This window comes from Paenibacillus sp. ALE3 (assembly GCF_054113405.1).
On the sequence record NZ_CM134214.1, the window covers coordinates 4632992 to 4647415 of the forward strand.

At 47.4% G+C, this 14424-nt stretch carries 13 protein-coding genes; 5 read left to right on the forward strand and 8 right to left on the reverse strand.

Annotated elements, in window-relative coordinates; translation table 11 throughout:
* Nucleotides 1-44: 44 nt before the first annotated feature.
* The gene (locus ACXHJ2_RS20600) at nucleotides 45-881 is read right to left on the reverse strand and encodes a carbohydrate ABC transporter permease (protein ID WP_165083508.1); all 837 of its coding nucleotides are present in this window, start codon (nucleotides 879-881) and stop codon (nucleotides 45-47) included.
* A complete protein-coding gene (locus tag ACXHJ2_RS20605) occupies nucleotides 882-1763 on the reverse strand; it encodes a carbohydrate ABC transporter permease (RefSeq protein WP_013369185.1) in 882 nt (293 codons plus the stop codon).
* A gap of 207 nt (nucleotides 1764-1970) precedes the next feature.
* On the opposite strand from ACXHJ2_RS20605, the gene ACXHJ2_RS20610 reads away from it, so the two are divergent.
* On the forward strand, nucleotides 1971-3785 hold the full coding sequence (locus ACXHJ2_RS20610; RefSeq protein WP_165083506.1) for a sensor histidine kinase: 1815 nt from the start codon (nucleotides 1971-1973) through the stop codon (nucleotides 3783-3785).
* A gap of 7 nt (nucleotides 3786-3792) precedes the next feature.
* Nucleotides 3793-5445 carry a response regulator gene (locus ACXHJ2_RS20615; protein WP_165083504.1) on the forward strand — a complete coding sequence of 551 codons (1653 nt, stop codon included), beginning with the start codon at nucleotides 3793-3795 and terminating at the stop codon, nucleotides 5443-5445.
* Here the strand turns inward: ACXHJ2_RS20615 and ACXHJ2_RS20620 are convergent.
* The 3 genes from ACXHJ2_RS20620 to ACXHJ2_RS20630 all read right to left on the reverse strand — a co-directional run bounded on the left by ACXHJ2_RS20620 (nucleotide 5375) and on the right by ACXHJ2_RS20630 (nucleotide 8402).
* Nucleotides 5375-5962 (reverse strand): GNAT family N-acetyltransferase, encoded by a 588-nt coding sequence (locus ACXHJ2_RS20620; RefSeq protein ID WP_165083502.1) that lies wholly within the window; start codon nucleotides 5960-5962, stop codon nucleotides 5375-5377. The genes ACXHJ2_RS20615 and ACXHJ2_RS20620 overlap by 71 nt on opposite strands.
* Nucleotides 5963-6071: 109 nt before the next feature.
* Nucleotides 6072-7196, reverse strand: a complete 1125-nt coding sequence (locus tag ACXHJ2_RS20625) for an NADH-dependent flavin oxidoreductase (RefSeq protein ID WP_058710976.1) — start codon at nucleotides 7194-7196, stop codon at nucleotides 6072-6074.
* 255 nt (nucleotides 7197-7451) lie between these two features.
* Nucleotides 7452-8402 (reverse strand): bile acid:sodium symporter family protein, encoded by a 951-nt coding sequence (locus ACXHJ2_RS20630; RefSeq protein ID WP_040102248.1) that lies wholly within the window; start codon nucleotides 8400-8402, stop codon nucleotides 7452-7454.
* A 297-nt stretch (nucleotides 8403-8699) separates the two neighbouring features.
* Here ACXHJ2_RS20630 and ACXHJ2_RS20635 point away from each other — a divergent pair, with 297 nt between their 5' ends.
* Nucleotides 8700-9455, forward strand: coding sequence for a tryptophan-rich sensory protein (locus ACXHJ2_RS20635; RefSeq protein ID WP_064964278.1), 756 nt, complete (start codon nucleotides 8700-8702; stop codon nucleotides 9453-9455).
* Between the two features lie 243 nt (nucleotides 9456-9698).
* Here the strand turns inward: ACXHJ2_RS20635 and ACXHJ2_RS20640 are convergent, their stop codons facing one another.
* Nucleotides 9699-10079 carry a RidA family protein gene (locus ACXHJ2_RS20640; RefSeq protein WP_165083500.1) on the reverse strand — a complete coding sequence of 127 codons (381 nt, stop codon included), beginning with the start codon at nucleotides 10077-10079 and terminating at the stop codon, nucleotides 9699-9701.
* A gap of 272 nt (nucleotides 10080-10351) precedes the next feature.
* Between ACXHJ2_RS20640 and ACXHJ2_RS20645 the strand changes: the two genes are divergently transcribed.
* Nucleotides 10352-10879 carry an RNA polymerase sigma factor gene (locus ACXHJ2_RS20645; RefSeq protein WP_014599431.1) on the forward strand — a complete coding sequence of 176 codons (528 nt, stop codon included), beginning with the start codon at nucleotides 10352-10354 and terminating at the stop codon, nucleotides 10877-10879.
* Nucleotides 10876-12141: a DUF4179 domain-containing protein gene (locus ACXHJ2_RS20650; protein ID WP_165083498.1), complete on the forward strand. Its 1266-nt coding sequence runs from the start codon at nucleotides 10876-10878 to the stop codon at nucleotides 12139-12141. The genes ACXHJ2_RS20645 and ACXHJ2_RS20650 overlap by 4 nt, the downstream gene beginning before the upstream one ends.
* 78 nt (nucleotides 12142-12219) lie before the next feature.
* Here the strand turns inward: ACXHJ2_RS20650 and ACXHJ2_RS20655 are convergent, their stop codons facing one another.
* Together ACXHJ2_RS20655 and ACXHJ2_RS20660 are read right to left on the reverse strand one after the other, a co-directional pair.
* Entirely contained in the window at nucleotides 12220-12939 is a 720-nt protein-coding gene (locus ACXHJ2_RS20655; RefSeq protein WP_165083496.1) for an NAD(P)H-binding protein, read from the reverse strand.
* Between the two features lie 37 nt (nucleotides 12940-12976).
* Nucleotides 12977-14422 (reverse strand): ATP-binding protein, encoded by a 1446-nt coding sequence (locus tag ACXHJ2_RS20660; protein WP_165083494.1) that lies wholly within the window; start codon nucleotides 14420-14422, stop codon nucleotides 12977-12979.
* Nucleotides 14423-14424: the final 2 nt, after the last annotated feature.

Genomic DNA, 14424 nt, shown 5'->3' on the forward strand with positions numbered 1-14424 from the left:
GATGTTCCTTTCTATTCTAGGTTTCATAGCACCATAATCAACACTCAACCTTTAACCGAGCCTGCCATGATACCTTGTATAATATATTTTTGCATGGCCAGAAAGAACGCGATGACCGGCAAAATACCCAGCACCAGAGCTGGCAAAGCCAAATCCCACTGCTTCGTGTATTGTCCGAAAAAGGCATAGGTTGCAATCGGAATGGTGCGCAATTCAGCCTTTTGCAGTACCAGAGAAGGCAGTAGATAGTCATTCCAGATCCAGAGTGTATTCAAAATAATAACCGTTACCATCATGGGCAGCATCAACGGATATACAATCCGGAAAAACACCCCGTAAGGCGTGCAACCGTCCACTGTAGCTGCTTCTTCCACCTCAACAGGCACACCTTTGACGAATCCGTGAAAGAGAAAGATGGACATAGGAGCCCCGAATCCCAGATAACAGATTACCAGACCACTAATACTGTTCATTAAATCCAGCGTACTTACAACCTTGACCAAAGGAATCATCACCGATTGGAAAGGAATGACCATCGCAGCCACGAACAGGCTGAACAGCACCCGATTGTAGCGTGTTGGATGCCGAACCATTCGATAAGCAGCCATTGAGCTGATCAGTACGAGCAGCAGATTGCTGACCACCGTAACCACGAATGAGTTCCATAACGCTTCAGGAAAGCGCGTAATGCTCCAAGCTCTAGCATAGTTGCTCCATACAAACGTCTGTGGCCAGGCCGCAGAATCAGTAAGCAGGTCACCAAAGCTTTTGACCGAATTCACGAACAAAAAGTAAAACGGGACGAGGAATAACAATGCGACGAGGATCATCACCAACTCGGTCGCCCAGGTTCCAACGCGATAGCGATTGTTTGTTTCCATTTACGATTCCACCTCCCGGCTTTTCGTCAGACGTACCTGAAGGCTCGTAACGAGAGCAACAATGATAAAGAAAATGAGTGCTTTAGCCGTTCCCAACCCATAACGATTATTGACAAACGCTTCATTGTATATATTGAGCGCCACTGACTCTGTAGAACCAAAGGGACCACCCTTCGTCAATGACAGGTTGAGATCGAACATTTTAAACGACCATGATATCGCCAGGAAGAGACATACCGTAATGGCAGGCATGATCAAAGGCAGTATAATCGACCGCAAGATTTGCATCCGACTCGCCCCATCAATCTCGGCTGCCTCCAGCATATCCCGGGGCACATTGGTAAGGGAAGAGATATAAATCACCATTAAATATCCGGCTGTTTGCCAGATAAACACGATCACAATGCCCCAAAAGGCCGTAATCTCATCTCCCAGCCAGGACAGGTTGAAGAAGGATAACCCCGTACTCTCGCCGATCGCTGCAAATCCCTTGACGAAAATAAACTGCCAGATAAAACCGAGCAACAGACCTCCGATCACATTAGGCATGAAAAAAATAGTTCGAAGCACATTTTTTGTTTTTAGCGGCTTGGTTAGAAAATACGCCAGCAGAAAACCAAAAATATTGGCAGCTACCACTCCAATCACCGTAAAACGGACGGTAAACCAGAAAGCTGTCCCGAATTTGTCATCATTAAATAAAATGTGACTGAAATTATCCAGCCCGACCCACTTTGCCTGATTGGCTACCCCATTCCACTCTGTAAAAGAATAGTACATTCCTAGCATGAAAGGGATTACAATAATGATAACGAAAAATAACGTCGATGGCCCTACAAAAATCCATTGCTGGAGCCATTGCGACGACTTGGCGCGATTCAAACCGATCCCCCCTTTGTTCTCTTTGGTGTCTGGAACGCTCCTCTACGGCATCCTTGCAAGCAGTGTGGACGTTGAATCCGTATGGATATGCGATTCACATGTTCATTATGTCGAATAAGCGCTCTGGAGAACACGCAAGATCGTGAACCATTAGGGGGGAAAATATTGACCTCTGGCTTGCCTTGAATTGTGAAAGGAGCTACCTGCATGAAATTTCATAGCATTCGTTCTCGTCTAATCTGGTTTCTACTCATTGCGGTCACTCTTCCGTTGCTGCTTTCAATGACCATGACCTTCATCCTCACCAAGCAATCCTTACGGGAACAGGCCACCCAAGAAAACGAACGGCTTATTTTTCAGGGAATTACGAATCTGGATAACTATTTACAGGGATTAAATCGTGCATCGATCGGAGTCTATAATGACCCTCATTTTCTGCGCAACCTGGCTAAAATTCCGGATGATTACCGGGCCGTTGCCGAGATTTACACCACACTGCAAACCATGATGAATGCTTCCTCAGGCATTGACCAGGTGTACTTGCATTCGTTTGAGGCTGGGCAATCTACACTGATTACCAGCACGGTCCCTCTACGGGAGTTCCGGCTGGAGCCCTTCACCGGTTCTATTCATTACGGCCCTTCTGGGCTGTTCATGCAACCCTCGCACATAAAGCATTTGTACGGCTTTTCAGCAGTTTCCTATGCTGAGCAGAATACAAAGCGGCAGGTATTTACACTCCACCGGGCGATTCGGAACATTCCGTCTTCAGAAACGCTTGGGGTACTGGCTATAGATGTTGATCTGGAGCCGCTGCGCAGTATTTGCCGTCAGTTGTATGATGCAGATACAGAGGAGCTATTTTTAATTGATCGGAACGGAACGATCATATATAGCGGAAAAGAATCATCCATTGGAACACACTGGAAGGAATCTGGCCTACTCAAGCGAATTTCTAAAGAAGACGAGCACGGTGTAATTGAAGATGATACAGCACTGCACGTATATGGCAAACTGGATGCCAATCTGTCAGGCTGGACGCTCGTCAAGAAAATCCCTCATCGGACGCTTTATTTGCGGGCTACCCAACTGACCCAGATCAATGCGGTCATTACAGGCGCAGCGTTGCTGCTCGTTATTGTTGCCACGTTATGGATTTCAATAAAAATTACGGAACCTATTAAACGGCTGACTCGCTACATAAACCAGATTCAGTCCGGTCAGCTGGATGTAGACATCCGGGCCATGAGCAACGATGAGATTGGAGTGCTGTCGCGTCGTTTCAGACAGATGATGGATACCATCAATAACCTCATTTTGCGGGAATACAAGCTGGAACTGGCTAACAAGACACACCAATTGAAAGCGCTTCAGGCACAGATTAATCCTCATTTTTTATATAATACGCTACAGTCTATTGGAACACTGGCTCTACAGCATGAGGTGCCGCGAATCTATTCTCTGCTCTCTTCCCTTGCCAAAATGCTGCGCTACAATATGCGGGATCACACAGTTGTAACACTCAAGGAAGAGGCTGAGCATGTAAAACAATATCTTGATTTGCAAAAAGAACGCTTCGGTGAGCAATTAGAGGTCACCTATCAGTGGGATGATGAGGTTCTGAATGATCGGGTGCCTAAAATGATTCTCCAGCCGTTGGTGGAAAACTACTTTAAACACGGTGCCGATCCCCGGCTGGGGCCTGGTAAGATTCGTATTACAGCCTGCCGAATCCGGGAAGGCATTGTGAGGATTGAAGTGGAAAATAACGGCGCGTCGATTCCACCAACCGAGTTGGAGCAGCTCCAGCAAATGCTGAAACGTCCGCTGAAAGCCCACGAAGAATCAGACACTAGCGAGCAGAACTCCATTGGTCTTCGTAATGTTCTATTACGTATCCAACTTCACTCGGAGGATGGTTCTAATACCCTGTGTGTAGACAATATTCTGCCTCATGGCGTTCGTTTCACACTTGAAATTCGCACCGAGCCCCATACAGAAAATCATATTAAGGGAGAGTGATCTGTCAATGAAGGTCCTGATAGTGGATGATGAAAAGCATGTACGTCACGCCATTCGGATGCTTGTACATTGGGAAGCTTACGGTGTGACCGAGGTGATTGAGGCTGAATCGGGCGATCAGGCGATTGAGGTCATTACCGCACTTTCCCCGCCCGTGGTACTCACAGATATGCGAATGCCTGGTAGAGATGGAGTAGCCTTGATGGAGTGGATTCAGGCGAATTCTCCAGCTACCAGAGTCGTGGTGGTCAGTGGCTACGATGATTTTGAGTTAGTTCGGCAGGCCATTCGCCGGGGAGGTATGGACTATATTCTTAAGCCTGTAGATCCGGTAGAGATCAATGAGGCGCTCAGTAAAGCTACTCAAGCTTGGCGGACAGCGGAGCAAGACCGGAACAGGCAGACCATGCAGGCTATGGAGGTCAACCGGATGAGGCCGCACTATGCTGATAAACTCCTGACCGAGCTCATTTCCGGTACATCGCTCTCCATCACGCCTTTACGTGAGGAGCTGCGTCTCCCGCCAGCTATTCAGGTATGTAATGCGGCAGTGATGAGTACCACTCAACTGGATGCCGATATACTCGACAAATATAAAACGCGTCGCGCGCTTCTAGGCTTTTCCCTCATGAACATCTGCAACGAATTTCTGGGTACCTCTCAGACCGGAGTTGCATTCCGTCATCTGGAGCGTACGGACGAAATTATTCTGCTATATTGGGGGGAGCCGGCTCGTTGGCCAGTGCTCTTGCAGGACATTCACGCAGGGATTAGAACGGCGCTGCGATGCTACATGCACATCGGGATTGGTTCTTTCGGAACCTTTCCCGTGGGGGCAGCCACAGCCTACCAAGAAGCACGGCAAGCACTGTGGAAACGGGATGTGCTACAGGCCACCAACTGGATGCACGAGAGTTCTCCGGCCCGGCAGACCGTTCGTCTTCCCCAGTTGTCTGAAATGGAAGAAGAACTACGGCTTAGTGCGCTCAGCTGTAATGCCAGTCGCGTATCTATGGCGGTAAGCAGCTGGATGGAAGCCGTAGCCGTACTGCCTTCGGTTACAGCAGAGCAGCTAGCCGGCTGGAATCAAGAGCTGGATTGGATGCTGGCTCGCTGGCTGAATGACAGACCTGGAGATACCGAAGGCGAGGAACTGACGGATGAGTCGAGCACCATTCCTGCCTTGCCGGTCGACAATCGCGGCATGCTTTCCCTGCCTTTGTGGAAAAAACAAATCGAAAATCGATTGTTGGCAGCTGGTCAGGCACTTACACCAAGCCATAGCCCAAACAATCCGACGATCCATGATATTGCCCGCTATCTGGATGCTCACTACGACGAGGACATTTCTCTACAGGATATAGCGAGCCGCTTTTACCTCAGCCGAGAATATATTTCTCGTAAGTTCAAGCAGGAGTACGGGGTCAATCTGTCCGATTATTTGTGCCAGATCAGGATGGGCAAGGCAAAGCTGTTACTGCTGAATGACAAGCTGCGGCTTCATCATATTGCCGGTATGGTCGGATATCAGGATGAGAAATACTTTGGCAAAGTGTTCAAAAAGCTTGAGGGTGTCACGCCTGGCGAATTCAGAAGGCGCCATTCTGCAAATCCTCAGCCGTCATCGCATATAACACATGATCTTCCCACACACCATTAATCTTCAAATAGTTGAGAGCCAGCCCTTCGCGGCGAAATCCCGCCTTTTCCATCACTCGATGGGAGGGCGTATTTCTTGGCATGACTCCAGCTTGAATACGGTGTAATTCCAACTCATTCAAGGCATAGTGCACAATATCCTTCACTGCGGAGGTTGCATAGCCTTGTCCATGATATGCAGGATCTACGAGGTAGCCCAGATTGGCATTTTGGAAAGGACCTCTGGCAACACCAGACAGCTCCATTCTGCCGATTAGCTTGTCATTTTCCGGCAAAAAAAGTCCGAACGTATATCCCTGTCCAGCTTGTGCGGCTTCTAAGCCGTTGGAAATCAGACGCGCCTGTTCTTCCAGGGTAAAGTAATATTCAGGTCGTTCTGGCTCGTACGGCTTGAAGAAATCAAAATTTTCACGTCTGATCTCCAATAAACGTTCAGCATCACTTACTTGTAACAATCGAATCTGTAACCCCAGATGGGTGGACCTCATCGAAATCACACCATTCGTTTCATGAAACATTATTATTACCTTCTTTCTATGTTATTCCTATATAATTGTAAATCACGGTTATGAGACAAGAAAATACCCTAGGCGCATGAACGCAGCCTAGGGTATTATTATTCAAAATTTAGTCCGTAACCGGCATCCAGCCAGGGATGGTCGTCAGTGCACCCCACAAATAATCAGGAATGACCAGCTCCTGCTGGGCTTGCTTGGATAATGTCGTGCGAATGGTATCTTCTGTGCCGTTTTGCACCTTCTGAACCCATTGCGGCTCCATCAGCAACGGACGTCCCAATGAAACAAGCGGTACACCTGTCTCCAGTGCTGCAAGCGCCTCATCCGGTGTATTCAGTGAACCAACGCCCATGACTGGCACACGGTTCCCAACCTTTTCATGGATGAGAACCGTACGTGACCGTTCGTCACTACGGTCACGGAACGAACCGCCGAAGAAATGATTTACGGAAATGTGCAGGTAATCCAGCCCTTCATCTGCCAGGCGGTCTACAAGCACCATCGTATCATCCAGCGTGATGCCTGGCGTGTGTCCTTCCTCAGGAGACAAGCGGTATCCGAAGATGAACGGACGCTTCGCATGTTCTGCGATCACTTTCTTCACTTCGTGAACAATCGCCAGCGGAAAGGTCAAGCGTTTTTCAAGGCTTCCTCCCCATTCATCCGTACGAATGTTGGAATGTGGGGAAAAGAACTGCTGCACCAGGTAGCCGTTCGCTCCGTGAAGTTCCACACCATCATAGCCTGCTTCAATCGCGCGGCGAGTTGCTTCGCCATAGGCACGGATGACGCGGTGGATATCGTCAGATGTCATTTCACGCGGCACAGGTGCGCCTTCTTTTTCCTCGGCTACTGCGCTTGCACTAATTGGTTGTCCGTCTGGAATTTGATCCGGCGGACACAGACGGCCACCATGATAAATTTGCAGGATCGCTTTCGCGCCCTCCTGATGAATCGTATCTGCCAGACGGCGTAGGCTAGGAATCATTTCATCCTTGTCCGCACCAAACTCATTAACAAATCCTTTACCATCTGGAGTTACATACACACAAGCGGTAATAACCGCGCCCACACCACCGGAGCGTTCACGGTAGTATGCCAGTTCCTCATCACTGACTTCGCCATTTTCGTGGGAAGCAAAGTTAGTCATAGGGGCCATCGTAATGCGGTTCTTCAATGTAACACCGGATGGCAGAGTAAATGCTTCAAATAAAGGATTATATTTCGGATTCATTCGTTCTCTCTCCTTCAGTTTAAGTCAGAACAGATCATATAAGGCTTTTGAGCATGAAACGATTGCGAATACGAATTCGATATCATTTTTCTTCCATGACAAAGCCTATCTACCGTGCTTACTTAAATACAGTGGTTATAATAACCACAGTATAATGATCCGCCCCTACAAAGTCAAATCTATCCTTTCTGATCTCCCTTAAACTGTCCGAAAAAACCGAATTTCAGCCACTTGTCATTAGCTATTGACAGTCGCTTAATTGCCTCCGGCTATGCTATCTTTCTCCTCTCGGCGGGAGAACCAGGTCGCCAGCAACGAGCCGGAAATATTATGCCACACGCTAAAAATCGCACTCGGTACAGCAGCAATCGGATTAAAATGAGCTGCTGCCAACGCAGCGCCCAGCCCGGAATTCTGCATTCCCGTTTCCAGCGTAACGGCCTTACGTTTGGAAAGATTCATGCCAAACAGCTTGGCAAACCAATATCCGAGCAGAAAGCCGATACCGTTATGCAAAATAACCACAGCAAAAATAATCGGGCCTGTCTCCAAAATCTTGCCTTTGCTGCCTGCAACCACAATAGCCACAATGAGTACAATTGCCAATGTTGAAATGAGCGGCAGCGCCTTAACACTCGCTTCCGCCTGTTTGCGAAATAGCGACTTGACGATTACACCCAACACGATCGGGACAATAACTACGATGAGAATATCCATGATCAGCGACTTTGCATCAATATTCATCCAGCGTCCGGCAAGCAGACTAATCATCGCCGGGGTCGCCAGTGGAGCAATCAGCGTCGACACTGAGGCAATCGATACGCCAAGCGCCACGTCGCCTTTGGATAAGAGCGTCATTACGTTGGATGCAGTTCCACTCGGGCAACAGCCGACCAAAATAACACCCACCGCAATATCCGGTGGAAGCTGTAATACTAATGCCAATACAAAAGCGAGAAATGGCATGATCAGATAATGCCCGACCACTCCTATAGCCACATCCACTGGACGCCGGAATACTTCACGAAAGTCAGCTGCAGATAAAGTCAGTCCCATCCCGAACATGACAATGCCCAGAAATAGCTGTATGTATCCTTTCAACCCTGTAAACGCCGTAGGAAAGAAAAATCCCAAACATGCAAACAAAAGCACCCAGATGGAAAAGGTCCCACCTACAAATTTACCTGCTTTCTCTAATCCTCTCATTCTACTAATCCCCTTATTTCTATATAAGCTGAATTTAAGTAAATTCACATCGGAAGCATCTTCCGTCTGCGTATTAGCTCCCCAATGTGAACTCTTCATTCAGCTCATATAGTGCTTAAAATTTTTACCATTGTACTACATATGAATGTATATACATACAACTTTTTATGATTATATTGGGTTCAAGAAACTTTTTCCCGTTCGGACATATTTGAAAGCAAAGTGGGTATATTCATAGTAGAAGATAGTGACCAGTCGGTCATTTTGAACATCATTCGTTGAGGAGGAGTTATTCCTATGTCACGAAGCCATCCGTATAAATGGTGGAATATTATCGCATTCATCGCTGTCGTTCTCGTTAACATTCTGGCTTCTACACTTCCTATTGGCGGAAGAAGCACTGCTGCTGTATCCAACATGTATCCTACCTTAATTACGCCAGCAGGTTACGCTTTTTCCATCTGGTCGGTCATCTACGTGCTGCTCGCCTGTTTTGCCGTGTACCAAGCTACATCTACAGGGCAATCCAAGACAAGCGTTCAGTCTATCGGTATTTTCTTTATTTTGAGCTGTCTCTTCAACATCATCTGGATTTTCCTATGGCAGTATGTATACGTAGAGCTGTGCGTGATCGTCATTATTCTATACTTGCTCTCCCTATTCGTCGTATATACACGTACCCGTACACCGCAACCAACTCGCGGAGAAATGTGGTTCGTCAAGCTACCTTTCAGTCTGAACCTCGGTTGGGTATCTGTGGCTACCCTCATCAACATTGCAGTAGCACTGGAAAAGAATGAATGGAGTGGCTGGGGGCTCAGCGATACGATATGGGCGATCATCATCCTGCTTATTGGCGCCGCATTAGCCATCTTGGTCAGCTTTCCTTATCGTGACAGCATCTACCCACTTGTATTTGTATGGGCCTATGTCGCTATCGCCATCGAGCATCCGAACAATGAAAATGTACGGCTGGCTGCATGGATCTTGTCGGCAATCATCCTGGTATACGCGCTATGGCTATTTTTTGCCCGTAATCGAGACCGGGATTAAAGTCAACGAATATAATCTCCTAACAAGCACAAGCGAGCATGGGTCTGAATTATTTAGCCCAAGCTCGCTTGCTTCGTTTTTTATTAAATATGATCAGGCATAGACTTTTTTTATTCAACATCTCCACCTCCATTTTGTATACAAATGGACAACACTCAATACATTTAACAACCGGATGCCACTATATAGTGACACCCGGTTCTTTACAGAATTTCTTTATTTAATAAACGAACCCTGGGTAACTTATTCGCCCTTCAATGCAATGACTTCAATCTCCACCAGTGCATCCTTAGGCAGACGAGCTACCTCGACCGCACTGCGCGCTGGATACGGTTGCTCAAAGAAAGAACTGTACACCTCATTGACGCTGACAAAATCGTTCATGTCCTTCAGGAATACAGTCGCTTTCACAACCTGGTTCATGTTGCTGCCTGCCGCTTCCAGAATGGCTTGTACATTGTTCAAGGACAGGCGAGCCTGCTCCTGTATATCCTTGCCAAACTCACCTGTTGCCGGATTCAGCCCAAGCTGTCCTGAGGTGTAAATAAACCCGCCTGCCTCTACCGCTTGGCTATAGGGTCCGATCGCACCGGGTGCTTTTTCAGTAGCAATTGTTTTTTTCATAAGGGTTGGATTCTCCTTCCTGATACTGGTTCACCGTATTATAGCATGTGAAGTCCAAAGCCACTATTCCGTGCGACGGTTTGACACGTTGGGCTTCTTTAAAGACACCCTGTTGCGATGGTGCTACATTTTTTTATTTCCGCTGTAACCTTTAACGCCCATGTAACATCTAATTCCTGTAACCTGCTACACAATAGATTGTACAAAATCAAATACAGGTACAAGTACAATGATTATAGCTAGTAGTATAGACGGGAAAGGAGTACCATCCTTTGAATCTCGAAACAATTTTACACCAAGCAAGGAATGGGGACCGCAAGGCGTTCGTCGCCTTGATGAAACATATGGAATCCGATATGTATGGCATGGCGCGTTCCATTCTTCGCAGCAATGAGGATTGCGCGGACGCAATGCAAGAAGCGATGCTCAAAGCATACAAGTCTCTGGGTGAGCTACGTGAACCTCGCTATTTTAAAACATGGCTGCTTCGTATTCTCATTAATGAATGCCATCTCATTATCCGCAAGCAAAAACGGGTTGTACCCGTCGCGGAATTTATAAAGGAACCGTCCACCTCGGGCGGATACGAAAAAATCGAACTGCGCGAGGCCATCGACCATTTGGAGGAATCCATGCGAACCGTGATTTCCCTGCACTATTTGCGCGATATGCCGATCAGGGAAATATCAGAGTTACTGGATCTATCAGAGGGTGCCGTCAAAACACGATTGCACCGTGCTCGCAGAACATTAATGGACCTGCTACAAAATCGCGGAGAAAGGAAGGTGACCTTTCAATGAATCCTTCAGGGTTTGAAAACCAGGATCAAGAGCTGGATGAGAAATTACAATTGGAAAAGGAAAACTTGGAAGCAAAAATGGTAGTAATCCCTGATTTGGTAAGGCAACGCCTAGATGCATTTTATGCACAAATGGAATCGGATCCGGAACTGCTACCCAACCGCCCATCCTCCCATCTTTCCGTTAAAAGGTTTTTTCGGGGAACTGCAATTACCGCTGCTTCTGCAGCGCTCATTGGCGTTATGATCATTGGCAGCGCCTTTGTTTCGCCTACAATGGCGGAGTCATTGAAACAGGTCCCCCTTGTTGATAGTGTGTTCAAGCTAGCTGGGGATCTTGGGCTGCAAACCGCTGACCAGAAAGGGTTGGCCACTTCCGTAAACCTTAGTGTTACCCATAGCGGTATTACATTGAAAGTACCTCAAATCATATTTGACGGGACACGCTTGGTCGTGGCGTTGGAAAAGAGTGGTGGGGATTCACCACATGAACCCCTGTATCCAACTACCAATACGCAAGGACAGGAAGAGGATATGGTGGAGAAAATAGACCTGTTCATCAATGGGACGTCAGTCAACAGCAACAGTAGCGCCTTTAATCTCATGTATGGTCGTCCGGGCAAAGACAATAATTCTATGCTGATTGCGTATATGCGTGACCCTGCCAGTGGTAAAGCCGCCTTACCAGATCAGTTTGAGCTAGAGGTATATGCAAAGTTAAAAGGTGTACCCGAGCCGTTCCGCATACAAACCACGGTTCACAAAACTAAAATAAATAACAAGATACTTCAGCCGCAAATGAGCAAAACTAATCCGTATCTTGCATTTACGGTAGAAAAGTTAGAACTTACCTCCATCACAACCAAGATCACAACGTCATTCAAAATGCTGACCGATATTGCACATATGCCAGATGAGTACACTGTAGAGCGTGAGTACAATAACATGAAGAACGGACACACGATCCAGTACAGCAAAAGGGAATTGGATATACTCGATTATGCTGTATTCGACGAGCAGGGAAGAGAACTTCAATTGCTGAGCGGTTCTGGAGTTCCCCATACCCAAGAACGTGACAGCAAAATGATCACACTGTTTACTCCTTTTGTGGACACTCCCCAGAAGATCATCTTCAAGCCGTATATCTTGCCAACCCAACCAGGAGGTAGTGCCCTACTCGATGCTAATGGCAACTGGCCACGCCATTACATGGATGAATTAGAGATTACGATCGATGTGCCGCAAAATACAAACCACCCATAAAACACGAATAACGCCGCTGCTACCCGAGTCATTGGGCAACAGCGGCGTTATTGTCATTTTCTGATCCTAAGCATGGTTTTATACATTGTCATCAGGAGTCGTTCCTGTACCAGGTTCCTCATCATCGGAGGTTAGTTCCGCACCGATGACCCGAATGATGTCGTTCGGATAAATATGTACACCGCTCGCCTGCGCGAGAGCAATTCGGACCATAGCTCGTGCGATGAACGAAGCGGGGATAGCGCGGTAGGAAGCGAGCCTGCCTGTCATCAGGCCGTCTAGCGCCTTCATGACAACCGTGGCGGCGGCTTCGCCAAAACGCCGTTCAGACCTCGCTCCCAAAATGAGCGATGGACGGAACAAATGCAGTGCAGGCAGCCCGATCGCGGCAAGCGCCTCTTCAGCTTCACCCTTGGTACGGTTATAAAACACACGTGAATCCGGATCAGCGCCCATTGCAGAGACCGCAAGCATTTGTACCGCTCCAGCTTCTTTGCCCAACTGGGCTGTCAGAACGGGATAGTCCAGATCCACCTGTCGAAATCGCTCCTTGGAGCCTGCCTTTTTCATCGTTGTCCCAAGGCAGCAAAACACATCATCCACCCCTTCGAGGGCGAAGGCCGACTTCTGTGGTTGTTTCCAGTCGATTAACGCCTGCTCCAGCTTGGGATGCTTGATGTCCAATGGACGCCTGCCCATAACCATGACGCGGGTGTATTCTTTTTGCACCAGCAGCTCACGTACAACATAACCCCCGACAAGCCCTGTGCCACCCACAACGACCGCTTTACGTTCCATATATACCTCCTAACGCTCCTTGTTCCCATGATTGCGATCAGGTTAATTTAAACGGCTGTTCGTCCGCCTCCTTGCTGTCGGACGGACACATAGGCAGGTACAGGGAAAAAGTACTTCCCTTGCCCTCTTCACTCTCCAGACGGATAAACCCGCCTAACAAGCGGGAAAAATCACGGCTGATGGACAACCCCAGCCCGGTTCCACCATATTTACGATTAATCGAACCGTTCGCCTGCTGGAATGCCTCAAAAATAACATGTTGCTGAAGCTTGGATATACCGATGCCTGTATCTTTTACAGCAAATACAACCCAATCTCCCTCCTGGCCTTTTCGATCCAAATGCTGTGTGCTGATTTCCAGCAATACACGTCCTTTATGAGTAAACTTAAAGGCATTGGACAATAGATTGCGTAAAATTTGCTGTACTCGTTTGGAATCGGATCGGATTTCATCCGGTATATGTTCATGCACTTTCAAGTTGAATTCCAGGTTTTTATCCTTCGCTGTGACTTCAAAATGCATCATCATCCCCTGCGCAATCTCACGAACACTGACTGGCTCACTTACGATTTCCATGTGCCCAGCCTCGACCTTGGATAAGTCCAGAATGTCATTGATCAGTTGGAGCAAATCATGCCCCGAGGCATAGATTAGATCACTGTACTGGTATAGCTCGTCCTCATCCAGCTCTTTTCCCTGCTCGTTGATAATCTGTGCCAGGTTAATAATGCTGTTAAGTGGTGTGCGTAACTCATGCGACATCGTTGCCATAAAATCCGATTTATACTGGGAAGCCATCATGAGCTGCTTGGCGCGTTCCTCTAAAATAACCTTTGCCTTCTGCAGCTTATCACGCTGCTCTGACAATAACTCATTCGCCTGTTGAATCTGATAGTTTCGCTGCTGCTCCATCTGAAAATCACGTAATATCAGTGCAAATAAAAAGCTGAGGATCACGCCGATAGGCAGTGTAAGAGGAACAACCTCTGTTACATAATAGCGCCAGGGAATGACGCCCAGGAAAGCAATATTTAACGTATTTACAATATTAACCGCTAAAATGGTTACGGATGCCTTAATAATCAAGCGCCAGGTGGAGCGGCGCATCCAGTAGTTCAATCCGGCGCACAATACGCCCAAAATGCTCATATTCAGAAAGCCAACCCATGCCGCCATATTCAGACCGAAGGAAAATCTTGTGAGACCGATCGCTACCCCAATAATAATTAGCGTGTAGGAACGGGGATACACCAACGCTGCGATAATTAGCGGAACAAAACGCAGATCAAAAATAACGGTTTCATTGAAGTTAAAACCAAAGCAAGAGCTGACCCATCCGCCAAATACCACCAGCAACACCGAACTGACATATTTGAACCGCGTAGACGTACGACTCAAACCATATTTATAAATCACGTTCGCCACATAGGCAACAGCAATCAGCATCCCCAAATTCATTAGAAACATCATTGAAAATTGCATGG